Here is a 17,987-nt window from a genome sequence, read left to right as displayed (position 1 = left end):
AGCACAGCTGATCAGGCCATTGAAATATCGCCACTTTTTCGAGAATCTTGGATCACGCACACGAATATTTGAGCGGATATCCGCACAGATCATCTGGAAACTTGCGCGGAATAATGCACAATTCCGCCATGTCCATGCCCGCGCCCAGCCCTATCAATCCAGAGGATCTCGACCGGCACATGCGCCGCGCCTGGCTGATTTTTGCCGCGCTAGCGTTGGTGTTGCTGGCAGCGGGGCTTTTTTTCGCCGGCGAATATGGGCGAAACAAGGCGCTTGAAACCGTCGACATCCAGAGCCGCATCGATGCCAATCTCAAGGCCTCGCTGCTGAGGGCAGTGCTGGAGCGGCAGCGCGCGCTGCCTCTGGTACTGGCAGACGATGTAGAGGTGAAGACGGCGCTTGAGAAGGGTGGCGACCAGCCGTTGCAGCGGCTCAATCAAAAGCTCGAGGCGCTGGCCGCCAATACGGATGCGGCGGTGATCTACGCGATTGGCCTCGACGGCGTGGCGGTGGCTGCCAGCAACTGGCGCGAGCCAACCAGCTTCGTCGGCAATGACTACGCTTTCCGCGAATATTTCCGGCTGGCGATGCGCGATGGCAAGGCCGAGCATTTCGCCATGGGCACCGTCAGCAAGCGGCCAGGCCTCTACATATCAAGACGTGTCGACGGGCCTGACGGCCCGATTGGCGTCGTGGTCGCCAAGCTCGAATTCGGCGGGGTCGAGGCCGATTGGCTCGCCTCCGGCAAGCCGGTCTATGTCACCGACCGGCGCGGCATCGTGCTGATCACCAGCTTCCCGTCCTGGCGCTTCATGACGACCCGTACCATCCCCGGGGATCGCCTCGCCGCCATCCGCGACAGCCTGCAGTTCGGCGATGCCTCCCTGCTGCCGCTACCGTTCCGCCGGATCGAGCCAACGAGCAATGGATCGAGCGTGCTGACAGCGCTTCTGCCCGGCAGCAGCGAGCGGCAATACCTCAGGGTCGAGACCATGGTGCCCTCGACCAGCTGGCGGCTGGAGCAATTGGCACCGCTAGACGCAGCCCTTGGCGCCGCGAGCCGCGAGGCAAGGCTGCTGGCCCTTGCCGTTATCGTGCCGCTGCTGGCGCTTGCCGCATTCCTTCTTCGCCGGCGCCAGGCTTTGACGCAGGTCGCGGCCAACGAACGCGCCGCGCGCGATGAGTTGGAACGCCGAGTGGCCGAGCGCACACAGGACCTAAGCCTCGCCCGCGATCACCTCGAAACCGAGATCGCCGACCACAGGCGCACGGGCGAGAGGCTGCAGGCGGTGCAGCAGGAACTGGTCCAGGCCAACCGCCTGGCAATCCTCGGACAGGTGGCGGCGGGCGTTGCCCACGAGATCAATCAGCCGGTCGCAACCATCCGCGCCTATGCCGACAATGCGCGCACCTTCCTCGACCGCGGCCAAAAAGAAACCGCCGTCGAAAATCTCGAAAGCATCGCTGCGCTGACCGAGCGGGTCGGCACCATCACCGACGAACTGCGCAGCTTTGCGCGCAAGGGCCGTTTCGTCGCCGAACCGACGGCGATGCGGGAGGTGATCGAAGGCGCTCGAATGCTGCTGCGCAGCCGCTTTGCCGGCCGCATGGACGCGATCGTCATCGACCTGCCTGATAACGGCCTCAGCGTGCTCGGCAATCGCATCCGCTTGGAACAGGTGCTGATCAACCTGTTGCAGAATGCCCTGGAAGCCCTCGGTGATCGGGCAGACGCTGAGATCCGTGTGCGGTGCGAGTTAGGCCCCTCCGAAACAGTTTCGCTTGTTGTCGCCGACAATGGTCCGGGCATTCGGCCCGATATCCTCGAAGACCTTTTCACGCCGTTCAACACCTCCAAGGATGAAGGTCTCGGTCTCGGCCTTGCCATCTCCAAGGAGATTGTCGCCGACTATGGCGGCGACATCGAGGTCAAGACCAGCCCTGAGGGCACCGTCTTCACCGTGCGTTTGAAGAGGGCCTGAGCGATGCAGCAATCCGTATGCCTCGTCGACGACGACAGCGAACTCAGGCGGGCGATGAAGCAGACGCTGGAGCTTGCCGGCCTCGCGGTCTCCGCCTTTCCCGGCGCGGCGGAAGCGCTCGCAATCCTCAACCCGGATTTTAGCGGGATCGTCATCAGCGATATCCGCATGCCCGGGATCGACGGCCTCACGCTGTTTCGCCGGATCGCCGATTTCGACCCCGACCTGCCCGTCATTCTGGTCACCGGCCACGGCGATATCCCGATGGCCGTTCAGGCCATTAAGGACGGCGTCTATGATTTCATCCCGAAACCCTTTGCCGCCGACCGTCTGGTGCAGAGCGCACGCCGCGCCTTGGAAAAACGCCGGCTGGTGATGGAAAACCGCGCGCTGAAACGCGCAGCCGAAGTCGCCGGTGAGAGCCTGCCGCTGATTGGCCAGACACCGGTCATGGAACGGCTGCGCCAGACCTTGCGGCATATCGCCGACACCGACGTGGATGTGCTTGTTGCCGGCGAAACCGGCAGCGGCAAGGAGGTGGTGGCGACGCTGCTGCACAATTGGAGCCGGCGCCGCAACGGCAACTTCGTGGCGCTGAACTGCGGCGCACTGCCGGAAACGGTAATCGAGAGCGAGCTTTTCGGCCACGAGCCCGGCGCCTTCACCGGTGCCCTGAAGAAGCGCGTCGGCCGTATCGAGCATGCGAGCGGCGGCACGCTTTTCCTCGATGAGATCGAGGCGATGCCGCCGGCAACGCAGGTCAAGATGCTGCGAGTGCTTGAAGCCCGTGAGATCACGCCGCTTGGCACCAATATCGTGCGCCCCGTCGATATTCGGGTCATCGCCGCGGCCAAGATCGACCTCGGCGACCCGGCCCAGCGGGGCGATTTTCGCGAGGATCTCTATTTCCGGCTGAACGTCGTCACCCTGTCGATCCCGCCGCTGCGCGAACGCCGGGACGATATCCCCCTTCTCTTCTCGCATTTCCTGACGCGGGCAGCCGAGCGTTTCAAGCGCGACGTGCCGACGCTTTCGCCGGCCGTCAGCCACTATCTGAGGTCTCATTCTTGGCCGGGCAATGTGCGCGAGCTCTCGCACTTCGCCGAGCGCGTCGCCCTTGGCGTCGAAGGTTCGCTCGGCCAACCGATTGCCGCGGCGCCGACCAGTGCCGGCCTGCCCGAGCGGATCGAGCGCTACGAGGCGGAAATTCTGAAAGAAGCGCTGCGGGCGCAGCACGGCGACGTCAAGGCGACGATCGAAGCGCTCGGCATTCCGCGCAAGACCTTCTATGACAAGCTGCAGCGGCACGGCATCAACCGTGCGGATTATGCCGATCGCCGGGGATCAGAGAAGTCCGGCCGCTAGCGCATTTCCAGGAAAAGTGCGGAGCGGTTTTCCGTCAGGAAATGCGTAAAAACGAAAAGAACGAGCGTGCCCGCGGCTTCGTCTCATCCGGAAACGCTCTACCGGGCAATCAACAGGCCTGACACGCAACCTTCGGATTAACGCTTGACGGCGCATCCGGATCGATGGCTATCTCTAGGCATTCACCAGGGGGGTCCCGTCAAGGGGCTGAGATACTGCTGGGCGGATCGGCTTTGCCGACCGAGGCGCAGTGACCCGTTGAACCTGATCCAGTTCATACTGGCGTAGGGACGGTGCAGACATTGACGCCACGATTCCGTCATTCGCGCGGAATTTCAGGCAAACATGTCTTTTCCTTCCGGCTTCAGAACTGGGTCTCCAACCGCAAACTTGGAGCCTCATCATGAATATTGCCACCAAACCCGCAGAACTCTCGGTCACAAAAGGCCCGCTTCCCGCCTCGAAAAAGGTCTACAAGCCAGGCACGATCCATCCCGACATCCGCGTTCCCATGCGCGAAATCACCCTGCACCCGACGTCGGGCGAGCCGCCGGTCACCGTCTACGACGCCTCCGGTCCCTACACCGTAGAAGATGCCAACATCCGCATCGAGGATGGATTGCCAAGACCGCGCCGCGACTGGATCATCGCTCGCGGCGATGTCGAAGCCTATGACGGGCGCGACGTGCGGCCGGAAGACAACGGCTTTGCCTCCGGCGACCGGCTGACGCCGACCTTTCCCCTCCGTCACGCGCCGCTGCGCGCAACCGGCCGGCGCGCGGTGACGCAGCTTGCCTATGCGCGGGCCGGCATCATCACGCCCGAGATGGAGTTCGTCGCCATCCGCGAGAACCTTGGCCGCGACGCTGCACGCGCCGCGCTACGCGACGGCGAAAGCTTTGGCGCCCATCTCCCCGATCACGTCACGCCCGAATTCGTCCGCCAGGAGATTGCCAGCGGCCGCGCCGTGCTGCCGGCCAACATCAACCACCCAGAATCCGAACCGATGATCATCGGCCGGAATTTCCTGGTGAAGATCAATGCCAATATCGGCAACTCCGCCGTCACTTCGTCGATGGCCGAGGAAGTGGAGAAGATGGTCTGGGCCACCCGCTGGGGCGCCGATACGGTGATGGACCTTTCGACCGGCCGCAACATCCACAACATCCGCGAATGGATCATCCGCAACTCGCCCGTGCCGATCGGCACCGTGCCGCTCTACCAGGCGCTGGAAAAGGTCAACGGCATCGCCGAGGATCTCACATGGGAAGTCTATCGCGATACGCTGATCGAGCAGGCGGAACAGGGGGTCGATTACTTCACCATCCATGCCGGTGTCCGGCTGCACTATATCCCGCTGACCGTCGACCGCGTCACCGGCATCGTCTCGCGCGGCGGCTCGATCATGGCGAAATGGTGCCTGCACCACCACAAGGAGAGCTTTCTCTACGAGCACTTCGAAGAGATCTGCGACATCTGCCGCGCCTATGACGTCTCGTTTTCGCTCGGCGACGGCCTGCGTCCGGGCTCGATCGCCGATGCCAATGACGCGGCGCAATTTGCCGAACTGGAAACGCTGGGCGAGCTGACGAAGATCGCCTGGGCGAAAGACTGCCAGGTGATGATCGAGGGCCCCGGCCACGTGCCGATGCACAAGATCAAGGAAAACATGGACAAGCAGCTCGCTGTCTGTGGCGAGGCGCCGTTCTATACGCTTGGGCCCCTGACGACCGACATCGCCCCGGGCTACGACCACATCACCTCGGGCATCGGTGCCGCGATGATCGGCTGGTTCGGCACGGCCATGCTCTGCTATGTGACACCGAAGGAACATCTGGGGCTTCCCGACCGCAACGACGTCAAGGTGGGCGTCATCACCTACAAGATCGCGGCCCATGCCGCCGATCTCGCCAAGGGGCACCCGGCGGCCCGCACCCGCGACGACGCCCTGTCGCGCGCCCGCTTCGAGTTCCGCTGGGAGGACCAGTTCAACCTGTCGCTCGATCCGGAAACCGCCCGCTCCTTCCACGACGAAACCTTGCCGAAGGAGGCGCACAAGGTCGCGCATTTTTGCTCCATGTGCGGGCCGAAATTCTGCTCGATGCGGATCTCGCACGACATCCGCGCCGAGGCGCAGAAGGAAGGTTTTCAAGCGATGGCGGCCAAGTATCGTGAGGGTGGCGACCTCTATATGCCGGTCGACAGCGAGGCAGACGTTCGGGGATAACGACCACGCCAGAAGGGGCGGCGACCCCGCCCCTTCTGGCGCCCGGCGGGCTCCGGCACTCTTTACGCAATGGCCCATCTCTTCGTCATGCTCGGGCTCGACCCGAGCATCCACATTGGAGGCAGCCGGCTTGTCGATACGAGGCTGACACAGAGGTGCCGGCTGGATGCTCGGGTCAAGCCCGAGCATGACGGTGTGAGAGGAATTGCTGCCGCATCAGCATCTTGATCGCTCCAAGGAGGTCGCACCCGGCCCCTTCCGGCGCCCTAAGGGCTACCTGCAAGCCGGACGGCGACGTCGAGCAGGACATTGGCACCGGCGACGAGATCTGCCGGATCCGTGTGTTCGCGCGGATTGTGGCTGATCCCGTCGCGGCTCGGCACGAAGATCATCGCCGCCGGCGCGATGCGCGCGATCATCTGGGCGTCGTGGCCGGCGCCGGAGGTCATCCGCCGGCTCTTCAGCCCACGGGCCTTCGCGGAAACTTCAATCGCCGCGACGATCGCACCGTCGAAACTGACGGGCTCGAACCGGGCGAGACGCTCGACAGAGACGATCACATGCTCTTCCTGCTCAAGCCGGTCGAGAAAGCCGGAAAGCGCGCTTTCAAGTGCCCTCAGGCGATCCTCGTCCGGGTCGCGCAGGTCGATGGTAAAGACCGCGCGCGAGGGGATCACGTTGATCGCGTCCGGCTCGAAGCGCATGGTTCCGATCGTCGCAACGCTCGGCGCGTTTGATCGCGCGATGTGCTCGCGCAGGAACAGGCCGACGCGCGCGGCAGCAAGGCCCGCATCGGAGCGCATTGCCATCGGCGTCGTGCCGGCATGATTGGCAACGCCGTCGATGGTCACGCGCTGCCAGGAAATCCCTTGCAGATTTTCGACGGCGCCGATCGTGGTCGCTTCGCGCTCAAGCACCGGCCCCTGCTCGATGTGCAATTCAACATAGGCATGAGGTTTCAGAAAGCCGGGCTCCGCGGTGCCGGCGTAACCTATGCACGCGAGTTCCGATCCGAGCGTCGTGCCATCGGTTCCGACCGTCGCAAGCGCGGCTTCGACCGCAAGGCCGCCCCCATGAACAAGCGACCCCAGCATATCGGGCGCGTAGCGCACCCCCTCCTCGTTGGTAAAGGCCGCGACGACGATCGGGCGGACAGGCGCGAATCCCTGCTCCTTCAGTGTCTCGATGACTTCGAGGGCGGCCAGCACGCCGTAGCTGCCATCGTAGATGCCGGCATTGATGACCGTGTCGATATGGGAGCCGAGCATTAACGGCGATTGCCCGGCGTTATCCTGGCTTTGCCAGACGCCGAAGATATTGCCGATGCGGTCGACGGCGATCTCCAGCCCCGCGGCCCGCAGCCAAGCGACTAGGCGGTCCCGCCCGAGCTTGTCGGTGTCAGACGCAGCAAGCCGTGTCAGTTGCCCCTGATCGTTGCGCCCGATCGCGCCGAGTTCGCGGATGCGGGTAAGCAGACGTTCGGCATTAATGGACTGATGAGACATGACGGCGCCGCCTTCAATCGTGTTTGTATTGAGCATCGCGACTGTCACTGCCCCACATCCGGTGCGGCCAGCCGTTGCCGGACGATTTCGGCGTGGAACCGGGCACCGAAGATCAAGGCATCGTCATTGAAGTCGTAATGCGGATTGTGCAGCGGCGCGGATTCCTGGCCGTTGCCGATAAAGACGAAGCAACCCGGCACATGCGCGAGGAACCGGGCAAAATCCTCCGATCCGGTCATCGGCTCGGCGGCGACGGCGACATTGTCCGTCCCGAACACCGCACCGGCCGCTGCGAAGGCATGATCGACGAGAGCCGGATCGTTGAGCAGCGGCACGAACTCACGCGTATAGGTCACCTCGACCTCGCAGCCATAGGCATCCGCCGTCCCCTTGGCGATCGTGCGCATCTGCTGTTCGATCCTGGCGCTCACCTCAGGTCGGAAGCTGCGCGCATCACCGAGAATGCGGGCCAGGCCTGGCAAGGCATTGCGCGTGCCGTCGGTGATCAATTCGGTCACGGAGACGACGGCGATATCGGCCGGAGAGAGCCTTCGCGAAACGATGGTCTGGAGATTGACCACTGTCGCGCAGGCAGCGACCAGCGTCTCGTTGCCCGCGTGAGGTCGCGCGGCATGGCCGCCGACGCCCTTGAGCGTGACCTCGAAATTGTCTTCGGCCGACATGATGGCGCCGGCACGGGTCTCGAACTTTCCGACCGGCAGGCCCGGCATGTTGTGCAGCCCATAGATCTCGTCGAAGGGAAAGCGTTCCAGCATGCCATCGGCGAGCATGGCAAGTGCACCCTTCCCCCATTCTTCAGCTGGCTGGAAAACGAAGCGCACGGTCCCGTCAAAGCCGCCCTCCTCGGTCAGCAGCTTCGCTGCGCCGAGCAGCATCGCCGTATGGCCGTCGTGGCCGCAGGCGTGCATCGTGCCGGGCCGGGTAGAGCAATAGGCAATTGTCCCCTGTTCCGCGATACGCAGCGCATCCATATCGGCACGCAGCGCTATGGCGCGATTTCCCGTTCCATGCCGCAGCGTGCCGATCACCCCGGTGCCACCGATACCTTCGGCGACCTCGTCCAGGCCGAACTCCCGCAGCTTGGCGGCAACGAAGGCCGCTGTCCGCTTTTCCTCGAAACCGAATTCCGGATGGGCGTGCAGGTCATGACGCCACGCCGTCATCTCCGCCACAAGCTTGTCGATATCCGTGTTTGCCATCCGCGTCATACCCTTTCCAATTTCTCAGCCCCGGCGACATCAGCCGGCGCGAGGCCAACCAGCTCTTCGTAGCGTTCAGGATCCGTGGCACCTTCGGTATTGATCACCAGGATCCGCGAATTGGCATCAAGGCCGAGGGCGGCGCGCATGTTCGGGTCTCCGGCGACCGTGATGAGGCCAGCCAGCCCGACACCGCCGCTTTCACCAGCAACGATTGCCGGATCGCCCCCTTTCGGGCGAGCGAGGCGGTTCATGATCGAAACGGCATCCTCCTCGTCGATCATCATGAAGGCGTCGGCAACACGCGAAAGAATGCGCCAGGCGACAAGAGAAGGCTCGTAACATTCGAGCATCGCCATGACAGTTGGCTCGCCATGTGGCACTTTCACCGGATGGCCGGCCCTTGCCGTTGCCAGCAGGCAGGCAGCTCGGGCCGGCTCGACTACGACGAAGCGCGGCCGGTCATGACCGTAACGCAGCGCCAGTTGCCCGGCCGTTGCAGCAGCGATTCCGCCGACGCCGGCTTGCACGAAGACATGCGTCGGTGGTGCGTCGATCGTCCGCAAGGCTTCGCACAAAAGCGCCGTATATCCCTGCATGACCAGACCGGGAATATATTCGTATCCCGGCCAGGAGGTGTCCGATACGACGGTCCAGCCACGCTCGTTGCAGACCTTCGCCGCAAACTCCACCGAGTCGTCATAGGTTCCTTCGACCCGGACGATCTCGGCGCCGTAATGCGCAATCGCCTCTATGCGTTTCTGGCTGACACCGGAATGCACGAAGATCACCGATTTCGCACCGACAAGCTCAGCGCCCATCGCCACTGAGCGACCATGGTTGCCATCCGTGGCGCAGCCGAACGTCATTTGGCGCGCGACCGCGCGAACGTCAGGGCGCGTGAGATCGTCTATGTCGACGTCCAGGCCTGTCTGCTTCCGGACCTCGTCAAGCACCAGCCGGATCACCGCGTAGGATCCGCCAAGCGCCTTGAAACTGCCGAGCCCGAGCCGATGGCCCTCGTCCTTGACGAAGATTGCTCCGACCCCGAGTTCGGCCGCAAGCGCCGGCAAGGAATGAAGCGGCGTCGGCCGATGATCGTCACGGCGCGATAGCTGCCGCTCAACCTCTGCAGCCGCAGCAATCGAGAGCATTTCGGCATCGTCAGGCAGCAGCGGCGATCCGAAATCGGCATGGTGGTTGCGAATGAGCATGTGGGCAATCTCCTCGTTCGATGAAGTTATATTTCACCGAACGAGAGAAATGCGCTCTAAATGGAGAGCCCTTACGCAAGTTTGTAAATGACAATGAGGAAATGATGGCCGTTTCAAAGAGCACATCGGCGGAGCTCGACCGCTTCGACCTGGCAATCCTCTCAATCCTGCAGAAGGACAACACGACGCCACAGCGACAGATCGGCGAGGCCGTCAACCTGTCTGCGCCGGCCGTGCAACGGCGGATCAAGCGCATGGAAGAAACTGGGGTCATCCGCAGCAATGTCGCGGTGATCGAGCCGGCGCGGGTCAACCAGGCCCTGACGATCCTTGTCGAAGTGGAGGTGGAAAGCGAGCAGATCGACCTGCTCGATGCGGCCAAGGCCGCCTTCTCGGCCGCTCCGGAAGTCCAGCAATGCTATTACGTCACGGGCGACGTGGATTTCATGCTTGTCGTGATCGTGCCGACGATGGGCGATTACGAAGCCTTCACCCGCCGCATGTTCTTCGGCAATCCCAACATCCGGCGCTTCCGAACCTTCGTGACTATGGACCGCGTCAAGGTCGGTCTGTCAGTGCCGGTGGAAAAGCCGCGCTGAAGGCTACTTTCGTCCGGCGAGCGCCTTCTTCTCCGCCTCCGCCTCCAGAGGTGCGCCGGCACCGATCGAGGTCAGATAGGCATCGACGGTTTCGAGCGACGAAGCCGGCGCAAATCCTTCACCGCTTTCGGGTGTGACGATCGCCAGTTGCGTCTGCCAGCGTCCGGCGTTTCGGCAGGCAACCGACACGAAATCCGGCTGATCCGGCCGCTTCATCTCATATTCGCGGCAAATCTGCTCGCCGCCGACCTGGAACGTCGCAAGGCCGCCGTGCCGGTGCTCATCAGTGCCTCGCCGATGACGAGCGTGCCGGCGAGAAACAGGAGCAGGTTCCACTCGACTGTTTTCAGTGCCTTGCGAAAGGACAACCCCGAGACCTTTTCCGAGGCCATGACGAGGGCGCCGATCAAGGCAACGAAGGGCAAGGCAACGCCATGAAGGCCCGATGTCGCAAGCGCCAGAACGATGAGCGCCGTCACCGCCAGCAGCGTCCGCTCCTGCGCATTGAGCGGCTGCCTTTCAGCCGGCGTGCATGGCTCGAAAGCAGCGTTACGATCCTCGGCGCCGAGGAAGAACCGCAGGATGAGGCCACAGGCAATCAGGCTCGTGACCAATCCGAACGGGGCAGCCAGCAAGGCCCAATCGAGGAAATCGGGCGCTTTGCCGCCGCTGCGACGGATGAAATCGACCGCCACCAGATGGGCGCCGGCACCGGTCAGCGAGGCGGCGGCCGAAAGCAGGATCACCGACGGGAAAAGCAAGGCAAGCGCCCGTGTCACGCCGGGCCGGCCAATGGCGGCCGTCAGCCCCAGAAAGACCGGCATGAAGATTACCGCCCGTGCTGACGTGGATGGGATGATGAAGGCGGTCGCAAAGATCGTCAGAGTTACAGCCCAGAAAAGGCTGCTGACGCGCTGGAACGGTGCCAGCAGCCGGAAGGTGAGACGCTCCACCAGCCCGGATGCCTGAAGCACCGAGGCAATGACGAAGGCGGCGATCATCAACCAGACGATATCGTTGCCGAGCGCTGCAAACATCGCCTCTTCGCTGACGGTACCGGTGGCGCCCAAAGCCAGCGCTCCGGCAAGCGCCACCGGCGTTTCAGGCAGGTCGAAGATCGTCCAGCAGACAAGCGTTGTCGCAAACACCATCAGCGCCAGACGCATCGGCATGGTCAGCCCATCAGCGGCAACAAAGATCAGGATCGTCGCGAAGATCAGCAGCGACCCGGTCAACAGCCGCACTTGGCGCAGCGGCATCTGACCGGCTCGCGGTGAAAACTCCCGCGCGACAACCGACCGTCATGATGTCTCGATGAGGGCCTAACGGTGCTGCACGCGGTTTATTCCCGCCCGAAGCACGGCCCGTTTCAATTTGTTGATCGGACGAGGTAGTTGCGCGCACTTCGGCCAGCGCGCCTGTCAATGTTCACGCCGTGCGCCATATCAATGTAGTGGACCGCGAAATGCCGGCAGTCTTGGGCTACGGTTCACCGTTGGAGGAAGCGAATTATGTTCGTCAGGGAATTGTCGCGTGAGGAATGTATCGCCCTCATCTCCTCGCACCATATCGGTCGGCTGGCCTGTGCCAGGGATGACCAGCCCTACATCGTCCCCATCCAGTACGCCTCTGCCGCGAACCGGCTATACGGCTTCTCCATGCCCGGACAGAAAGTCGACTGGATGCGCTCAAATCCTCGTGTCTGTGTCCAGATCGACGAGTTCTCTGACAGGGGAAGTTGGAAAAGCGCGGTCATCTACGGCAGGTATCGGGAGTTGCCGGATACGGAGCAAGGGCATCAAGAGCGCCTGCAGGCATGGTCGCTGCTGGAGAAGCGCACCAACTGGTGGGAACCGGGCGGTTTGAAGCCGGCGGAGCAGGGTGTCGTCGGAACGTCTCCACATCTGTTCTTTGTCATCGAGATCGACGAGATGACCGGGCGCGCCATGGACGAAGATCCGGTGGACATCTCCTCGCATTAACGAGAAGACGCCCAAGCTGGGAGGCCTGGCTCATCGAGACGACGGGGGGTGCTCCCCGCCAGCCAGCCTCAGCCGATCCGTATCAAGCGCCCTTGCGCGCGACCACGGGCACGTAATGTTCGAGTTCCGGCGCGGGGAACTGCAAGGTGGCGTTGATCTCTGCGGAGCGATAAAGCCCCATCAGCATCTCGACCACGGCCAGACCGTCCTCGAAAGTTTCGAGCGGCTTCTGGCCCTTGCGGAAGCATTCGACCATGTGGCGGTTTTCGTCGGTATACCCGTAGACGCCAGCCTCGTCCTCGAGCACCGGCATCAGCCCCTGCTCGGCATTCTGCTTTTCGACCAGATCCTCGCCTTCCGACCCCGTGACTTCGCGAGACATGAAGATCTTCAAGCCCGTGCTCAGCGAATTGTATTCGAGCGCATATTCCGGTCCGAGCAATTCGAGCTGGATGCGCAGGCCGGCGCCGACATAGGCCCAGGAGGTCGTCGCTTCGATCATCAGTTCGTTGCCGTCCTGATCCTCGAGTGTCACCGTCGCGCGCGCAAAATCCTCCGAAGGGCGGTTGCGATAGTCCACATCGTTGCCGAAGCGCTTGCGCAGCTGTTCGGCATAGTTGGGACGTGTCCATTTCAGGTTGGCGACGGTGCCGTTGACCGACTTGATCTTCAGTGAATTGCGCGGCGCACCGGGCGCGGTCAAGAGATAGCGCGCCACCTCGACGCTGTGGCACATCATGTCGGAGAGAACACCGCCGCCCTGCTTGTCGCCCTGCCAGAACCAGGGCTCGTGCGGACCGGAATGTTCCTCTGCCGCCCGCGCAAGATAGGGTCTGCCGGTGGTGGAGGCGGCGCGACGCCAGATGATTTCCTTGCCGCGCAACACCGGCGTGCAGAACACCTGATTTTCGAGATAGCCATGATTGAGGCCGGCATCTTCGGCCAGCGTCAGCATCTCGCGGGCTTCCGCCACCGTGCGCGCCAAGGGCTTCTCACAGGCGACCGCAAAGACCTTGCTGCGGCCTGACTTGATCGCCCCGTGCAGGGCGCGCATCACGTCGAGGCGCGTATAGTTCGGCGACAGGATCCAGATCGCGTCGACGTCGTCGGCTGACAGCAGCGCTTCCAGGCTCTCATGCGTGCGGCAGGAGCCGAGCCCGAGCGTTTCGACTTCCTTCGCAAATTTTTCGCGGTTTTCCGCCTTGCGGCTGAAGACGCCCGTCACTTCGACATTGCGCACGCCGATCATCGATTTCAGGTGGAAATGGGCGATGAAGCCCGTTCCGACGAAACCCACGCGCAGCGTGTGCTTCGGTAGCTGTGTCATTTTCTTCTCCCAGATTTTTCGGCCGGAGCATGATGCCGAAAGTGTAAGCGGTTTCGGTCGACATCATGCTCGCCTTATGAGTGACGTGGCGCGGTGGTGCTGGCCCGAATGCTCAGGGTCGTCGGCAGCACTATGGGCGGCGCATGCGCCACCTCCTCGCCGGAAAGCATACGAAGCAGCAGCGACATCGCCGTTCTGCCGATGTCGGCGCGCGGCTGGTTGACCGTGGTCAGCGGCGGATAGAAAGCCTTGCTCAGATAGAGGTCGTCGAAGCCGACGACGGAAACATCACCAGGCACATCACGGCCGAGGCGACGCAACTCGTGAATGGCGCCATAGGCCATTTCGTCGTTGGCGGCGAATATCGCCGTCGGCGGCTCGGCCAAGGCAAACAATTGGCCGCAGCAGAGCTGGCCGGTTTCAAGCAGGTAATCGCCCCGAGCCTCGTAGCCGTCAGGGATCGCAAGGCCGGCCTCGTGCATCGCGGCGCGATAACCGTCTCGGCGGTGAATGGCCATCACTTCGGGCAGCGGCCCGGCGATGTGGGCGATCTTGCGGTGACCAAGCGAGATCAGATGCTCGACCGCAGCCCTGGCGGCGGCAAGGTTGTCGACCTGCACATGCGGCAGCCCCGAGTCGTCGATCATTTCCAGCGCGACGACGACGGGCAGATGCGCCAGGTCGAGACCAGCATCATGCCCTGCCGGCGGCAGCTTGCCGGTCATCAGGATCATGCCGTCGGCATGGCCATCGCGCAGCATGTTGAAATACTCCGTCTCGCGATCCGGATCGTTCTCGGTGTTGCCCATGAGCACGGAGTAGCCGGCCTCGCGCGCCGTCGCCTCGACGCCTTTCAGAATGTCGAGATAGAACGGGTTGCCGACGTCGCGCACGACCAAGAGCACCGACATCGACTTGCGGGTGCGCAGGTTGCGGGCGCTGACGTTCGGCCGGTAGTTGAGTTCGCGGGCAAGCGCATGGATGCGCTGGCGCGTTTCCGCCGTCACCAGGCCGGAATCGCTGAGCGCCCGCGACACGGTGGCAACGGAAACGCCGGCACGCTCGGCAATATCCTTGATCTTCGGCCTGTGATCGCTCATGTCCGCATCGCCTTTCCGCGGCCGTAAAACAGCATCAAGAGCAGCAATGTCGCGCCGAACACCATCTGACGGCCGGATTCATCGATGTTGACGGTAGTCAGGATGCCCTGGAGGATCACCAGCAACAGCGCGCCTGCCATGGTGCCGGTGTATCCGCCCTTGCCGCCGGCAAGCGACGTACCGCCAAAGACGACCGCGATGATCGAGGACAGCATGTATTGCTCGCCGACATTGGCGAAGGACGAGCCGGAATAGCCAAGCAGGCAGAGGCCTGCGATCGCCGCGAACATGCCGGAGATCATGAACAGGCCGATGCGCATGCGGCGGACCGGCACGCCGGCCATATAGGCCGCATGTTCGTTGGAACCGATCGCATAAATGCGATGCCCGAAGACGGTGCGGTTGAGCATGAAGGCCATAAACAGGCCGACGGCGATCCAGAGCCAGATGATGCCGGGAATGCCGAACACCAGCGGCTGGGTGACGAAGGCGGAAAGACCGGGTGCCGCGCGGCCGGAGGGAATGCCGTTGCGGATGACGACCAGCAGGCCCTGGAGCACGCCGAGCATGCCGAGCGTCATGACCAGCGGCGGGATACGCAGCAGCGTGACACCCAGCCCGTTCAGGAGGCCGAAGAAAGCCCCGGTCGCCACGCAGGCAAGGATCGCCGGCAGGATGCCGCCGTCGGCGCCGTTCATGACATTGCCGGCAATGATCGCCGAAAGCGAAACGACGCCGCCGACCGAGAGATCGATGCCTTCGCGGCCGCCGAGAATGACGACGTTCTGGCCGGCCGCAACAATGCCGAGCAGCGAGGCGACAATCAGCAAGCGCAGGATCTGGTCGGCCGAGGCAAAGCCCGGTGACAGGCTTTCGCCAAGATAGAGAAGTGCCACGATCAAAAGCAGCGCGATGACCAGCGGCTTCTTGAGGAAGGAAATAACGGCGTTCATGCGCGTGCCCTCCGGCCGGCAAGCACGCCTGCCATCAAGACGAGGAGGATGGCGAGACCTTGAACGAAGTTCTGCCACTCCGACGGCGTGCCCATGAAGAAGACGAGCGAGTTGACGAGACCGATCGTCAGCGCGCCGAGCAGAGAACCGACCACGGTCGTCCAGCCGCCGGCAAGCGCGCTGCCCCCGAGCACGACGGCCGCGACGCTATAGAGCGTCATCTTGCCACCGACGAGCGGATCGCCGCTGGCGGTGTCGCCGGTCAGGCAGAACGCTGCGAGCGCCGAAAACAGGCCGCAGAGCGCATAACCCTTGATGCGGACCAGGACCACGGGAAGACCGGTCTGGTAGGCCGCCTGCTGGTCGTCACCGACGGCCAGAAGCTGGGTGACGAGGCGGGTGCGCGACAAAAGGAAGAGCAGAACAGCGAGTGCTGCAAGCACATAGAAGACGAAGGGAAGACCGAGCAACCGCCCGCCATAGGTCCGCCAGAACAGCGCCGGCGCCGGCGTGCCGGCCACTGGCATGACATAGAGCGCAACGCCGGTGAAGAAGATACTGGTCGCAAAGGTAGCGACGATCGCCTGCAGCCTGAGCGCTGCAACGACGATGCCGTTGATAACCCCACAGACGAGCCCGAGCAGAATGCCACAGATCAAGGCACCGATGACGGCGCCGGCGCCACCACCCCATTTTTCCATCAAAACGACAATGGCGACATTGACGAGTGACAGCGTCGCACCGGCCGACAGGTCAATATCCCCTGCGGAAACGACATAGGTCTGGGCGATCGCCAGCATGATCAGCGCCATATAGGTGCTGAGCAGCCCCGTCAGCGAGCGGTAGCTCAAGCTGTTGGGCGAGAACACGCCGTTCAACGCCAGAAGCGCGACGACAATGACCAGCGCCGGCAGGAACGGATAGCGCTCGAGCCAGAGTTTTAGCCCACCGGCGCGGGAAGGTCGAATTTCTGTCGTGGTCGGTGTCATCACGCGGCCTCGTATGCAGCCTGGTAAAGATTGTAGCGGGTGCGATCCTCGCCGGTGAGCTCGCGAGTGACCGACCCGCCGTTGAAGACGAGGATGCGGTTGGCATTCCCGAGCAATTCGGCGTCCTCCGAGGAATAGAGCAGGATGCCGAGCCCCTCGCCTGCCAGTTGGCGAATGAGGGCAAAGAGATCGGCCTTGGCCGAGAGGTCGATGCCCTTGGTGGGGTCGTCCAGCAGCAGCACATCCGGCCGATCGATCAGCCAGCGGGCGATGATCACCTTTTGCTGGTTGCCGCCGGAAAGCGAGTTGATCGGATGCAGGAGACTCGCGAACTTCGTATGCATCGCCTCAAGCGCCGGCATCGCCTTTTCCTTGAGCGTTGACGGACGTGCAATCATCAGCCGATCACGCAGGTAATGGATGGGCGTCACATTCTCGATGATCGGTCTGCCGGCAATGACGCCGTCGCGACCGCGGTCACCCGAGACATAGGCGCAACCGCGCCGGATGGCGTCGCGCGGGCTTCTCGCATCGAGACGATCGCCGCCGATGCGGATTTCGCCCGCAGTTGTGGAGCCGGCGCCGAAAATCGCCCGCAACACCGCCGATTGCCCCTGGCCGTGAAGCCCGCCGAGACCGAGGATCTCACCCTTGGCGACCTCGAAGCTGACATTGCGGAAACCGGCACCCGACAGCTTGTCGACGGTCATGGCGTCGCCGGCCGAAAAGCTTGCCACGGCAGGCACTGAGGACTGCGAGGCCGGCATGTCGCCGGCGCCGCCGACCATCAGCCGGATGACCGCGGCAGGATCGGTCTCGTTCAGATTGAGCGTCTTGATCGTCTCACCGTCGCGAATGATCGTCACCCGATCACCGATCGCGGTGATCTCGTCCATGCGGTGCGAAATGAAGATGATGCCGCGGCCGTCGCGCTTTAGCCCGCGCAGGATATCGAAGAAGCGGTCGACCTGTGCCCTGTCGAGTGCCGAGGTTGGCTCGTCGAAGATCAGGATCGGGGCTTCACTTGCCAGTGCCTTCATGATCTCGACAAGCTGTCGCTGATCGGCGCGCAGATTGCCGACGAGCGTCTCGGCCGCAAAACCATCACCGGAAACGCCGGAGAAAAGATCGATGTAGCGCGCCGCGCGCGCCTTCAGGGCGGCACGGTCGATAAAGATTCCGGCTTTGACCGGCAGCATGGCAAGGCAGATATTCTCCTCGACCGAGCGGTTTCCGGCAAGGCTGAGCTCCTGGTAGAAGATGCCGATGCCCTGCGCCCTGGCCGATTGCGGCCCTGATATCGTGACCGGCCGACCGTCGATGAGGATCTCTCCGCCATCGGGGCGCACGCTGCCGGCAATGATCTTGCACAATGTGCTCTTGCCCGAGCCGTTCGAGCCCATGAGCACATGGACTTCGCCGGCGGCGATCTCAAGGTCGCCGCGGCGCAAAGCCAGGGTGGCGCCGTAAGCCTTGCTTACTCCGTTCATCTTAAGTTTCGACATGAGGATCGTCCGTATGATC

Annotated in this window: 15 protein-coding genes and 1 riboswitch; of the genes, 5 read left to right on the top strand and 10 right to left on the bottom strand. The window is 63.1% G+C overall.

The features are described from left to right. The first annotated feature begins 113 nt into the window (after positions 1-113). From IB264_RS08720 to thiC, 3 genes are all read left to right on the top strand, one after another. Positions 114-1,982, top strand: a complete 1,869-nt coding sequence (locus IB264_RS08720) for a sensor histidine kinase (RefSeq protein ID WP_057209829.1) — start codon at positions 114-116, stop codon at positions 1,980-1,982. Positions 1,983-1,985: 3 nt separating this feature from the next. After that, positions 1,986-3,347, top strand: a complete 1,362-nt coding sequence (locus IB264_RS08715) for a sigma-54 dependent transcriptional regulator (protein WP_057209831.1) — start codon at positions 1,986-1,988, stop codon at positions 3,345-3,347. Between the two features lie 177 nt (positions 3,348-3,524). Further along, positions 3,525-3,656, top strand: a riboswitch (TPP riboswitch). Between the two features lie 94 nt (positions 3,657-3,750). Beyond that, on the top strand, positions 3,751-5,574 hold the full coding sequence (gene thiC, locus IB264_RS08710) for a phosphomethylpyrimidine synthase ThiC (RefSeq protein ID WP_107027456.1): 1,824 nt from the start codon (positions 3,751-3,753) through the stop codon (positions 5,572-5,574). Between the two features lie 266 nt (positions 5,575-5,840). On the opposite strand, the gene IB264_RS08705 is transcribed toward thiC, so the two are convergent. Genes IB264_RS08705 through IB264_RS08695 form a run of 3 tightly spaced genes read right to left on the bottom strand, consistent with a single transcriptional unit; the run spans position 5,841 to position 9,513 of the window. Next, positions 5,841-7,079 (bottom strand): Zn-dependent hydrolase, encoded by a 1,239-nt coding sequence (locus IB264_RS08705; protein ID WP_192433269.1) that lies wholly within the window; start codon positions 7,077-7,079, stop codon positions 5,841-5,843. 44 nt (positions 7,080-7,123) lie between these two features. Further along, positions 7,124-8,299: a M20 aminoacylase family protein gene (locus IB264_RS08700; RefSeq protein WP_107027548.1), complete on the bottom strand. Its 1,176-nt coding sequence runs from the start codon at positions 8,297-8,299 to the stop codon at positions 7,124-7,126. Positions 8,300-8,304: 5 nt separating this feature from the next. Further along, positions 8,305-9,513 carry a diaminopropionate ammonia-lyase gene (locus IB264_RS08695; RefSeq protein WP_107027455.1) on the bottom strand — a complete coding sequence of 403 codons (1,209 nt, stop codon included), beginning with the start codon at positions 9,511-9,513 and terminating at the stop codon, positions 8,305-8,307. 104 nt (positions 9,514-9,617) lie between these two features. Between IB264_RS08695 and IB264_RS08690 the strand changes: the two genes are divergently transcribed. Then, on the top strand, positions 9,618-10,112 hold the full coding sequence (locus IB264_RS08690; RefSeq protein WP_057210102.1) for an Lrp/AsnC family transcriptional regulator: 495 nt from the start codon (positions 9,618-9,620) through the stop codon (positions 10,110-10,112). Positions 10,113-10,115: 3 nt separating this feature from the next. Here IB264_RS08690 and IB264_RS08685 read toward each other — a convergent pair whose 3' ends face one another. Then, complete coding sequence (locus IB264_RS08685; RefSeq protein ID WP_057209838.1) at positions 10,116-10,328, bottom strand: hypothetical protein; 213 nt, start codon at positions 10,326-10,328, stop codon at positions 10,116-10,118. Next, complete coding sequence (locus IB264_RS08680; RefSeq protein WP_057222841.1) at positions 10,325-11,371, bottom strand: SLC13 family permease; 1,047 nt, start codon at positions 11,369-11,371, stop codon at positions 10,325-10,327. Before IB264_RS08680 ends, IB264_RS08685 begins: the two co-directional genes overlap by 4 nt. Before the next feature lie 252 nt (positions 11,372-11,623). Here IB264_RS08680 and IB264_RS08675 point away from each other — a divergent pair, with 252 nt between their 5' ends. After that, a complete protein-coding gene (locus IB264_RS08675; RefSeq protein ID WP_057209844.1) occupies positions 11,624-12,094 on the top strand; it encodes a pyridoxamine 5'-phosphate oxidase family protein in 471 nt (156 codons plus the stop codon). 82 nt (positions 12,095-12,176) lie between these two features. Here IB264_RS08675 and IB264_RS08670 read toward each other — a convergent pair whose 3' ends face one another. From IB264_RS08670 to IB264_RS08650, 5 genes are all read right to left on the bottom strand, one after another. Next, positions 12,177-13,421: a Gfo/Idh/MocA family protein gene (locus tag IB264_RS08670; protein ID WP_057209846.1), complete on the bottom strand. Its 1,245-nt coding sequence runs from the start codon at positions 13,419-13,421 to the stop codon at positions 12,177-12,179. 74 nt (positions 13,422-13,495) lie between these two features. Continuing rightward, positions 13,496-14,521: a LacI family DNA-binding transcriptional regulator gene (locus IB264_RS08665; protein WP_025429270.1), complete on the bottom strand. Its 1,026-nt coding sequence runs from the start codon at positions 14,519-14,521 to the stop codon at positions 13,496-13,498. Next, entirely contained in the window at positions 14,518-15,474 is a 957-nt protein-coding gene (locus IB264_RS08660) for an ABC transporter permease (protein ID WP_025429271.1), read from the bottom strand. Before IB264_RS08660 ends, IB264_RS08665 begins: the two co-directional genes overlap by 4 nt. Then, on the bottom strand, positions 15,471-16,463 hold the full coding sequence (locus IB264_RS08655) for an ABC transporter permease (RefSeq protein WP_025429272.1): 993 nt from the start codon (positions 16,461-16,463) through the stop codon (positions 15,471-15,473). The genes IB264_RS08660 and IB264_RS08655 overlap by 4 nt, the downstream gene beginning before the upstream one ends. Further along, positions 16,463-17,968 (bottom strand): sugar ABC transporter ATP-binding protein, encoded by a 1,506-nt coding sequence (locus IB264_RS08650; RefSeq protein WP_025429273.1) that lies wholly within the window; start codon positions 17,966-17,968, stop codon positions 16,463-16,465. Before IB264_RS08650 ends, IB264_RS08655 begins: the two co-directional genes overlap by 1 nt. Positions 17,969-17,987: the final 19 nt, after the last annotated feature.

This window comes from Ensifer sp. ENS11, assembly GCF_014851895.1.
Taxonomy (GTDB): domain Bacteria; phylum Pseudomonadota; class Alphaproteobacteria; order Rhizobiales; family Rhizobiaceae; genus Ensifer; species Ensifer canadensis.
Note: the sequence above shows the minus strand (reverse complement) of the source record. Positions and strands in the feature narration are given on the sequence as shown.

What these genes read in the sequence shown, in the direction of transcription:
- IB264_RS08670 (WP_057209846.1), bottom strand. Translation starts at nt 13,421, where the DNA reads ATGACACAGCTACCGAAGCACACGCTGCGCGTGGGTTTCGTCGGAACG.
- IB264_RS08695 (WP_107027455.1), bottom strand. Translation starts at nt 9,513, where the DNA reads ATGCTCATTCGCAACCACCATGCCGATTTCGGATCGCCGCTGCTGCCT.
- IB264_RS08720 (WP_057209829.1), top strand. Translation starts at nt 114, where the DNA reads ATGCACAATTCCGCCATGTCCATGCCCGCGCCCAGCCCTATCAATCCA.
- IB264_RS08690 (WP_057210102.1), top strand. Translation starts at nt 9,618, where the DNA reads ATGGCCGTTTCAAAGAGCACATCGGCGGAGCTCGACCGCTTCGACCTG.
- IB264_RS08685 (WP_057209838.1), bottom strand. Translation starts at nt 10,328, where the DNA reads ATGAAGCGGCCGGATCAGCCGGATTTCGTGTCGGTTGCCTGCCGAAAC.
- IB264_RS08675 (WP_057209844.1), top strand. Translation starts at nt 11,624, where the DNA reads ATGTTCGTCAGGGAATTGTCGCGTGAGGAATGTATCGCCCTCATCTCC.
- IB264_RS08660 (WP_025429271.1), bottom strand. Translation starts at nt 15,474, where the DNA reads ATGAACGCCGTTATTTCCTTCCTCAAGAAGCCGCTGGTCATCGCGCTG.
- IB264_RS08650 (WP_025429273.1), bottom strand. Translation starts at nt 17,968, where the DNA reads ATGTCGAAACTTAAGATGAACGGAGTAAGCAAGGCTTACGGCGCCACC.
- IB264_RS08700 (WP_107027548.1), bottom strand. Translation starts at nt 8,299, where the DNA reads ATGGCAAACACGGATATCGACAAGCTTGTGGCGGAGATGACGGCGTGG.
- thiC (WP_107027456.1), top strand. Translation starts at nt 3,751, where the DNA reads ATGAATATTGCCACCAAACCCGCAGAACTCTCGGTCACAAAAGGCCCG.
- IB264_RS08680 (WP_057222841.1), bottom strand. Translation starts at nt 11,371, where the DNA reads ATGCCGCTGCGCCAAGTGCGGCTGTTGACCGGGTCGCTGCTGATCTTC.
- IB264_RS08715 (WP_057209831.1), top strand. Translation starts at nt 1,986, where the DNA reads ATGCAGCAATCCGTATGCCTCGTCGACGACGACAGCGAACTCAGGCGG.
- IB264_RS08655 (WP_025429272.1), bottom strand. Translation starts at nt 16,463, where the DNA reads ATGACACCGACCACGACAGAAATTCGACCTTCCCGCGCCGGTGGGCTA.
- IB264_RS08705 (WP_192433269.1), bottom strand. Translation starts at nt 7,079, where the DNA reads ATGTCTCATCAGTCCATTAATGCCGAACGTCTGCTTACCCGCATCCGC.
- IB264_RS08665 (WP_025429270.1), bottom strand. Translation starts at nt 14,521, where the DNA reads ATGAGCGATCACAGGCCGAAGATCAAGGATATTGCCGAGCGTGCCGGC.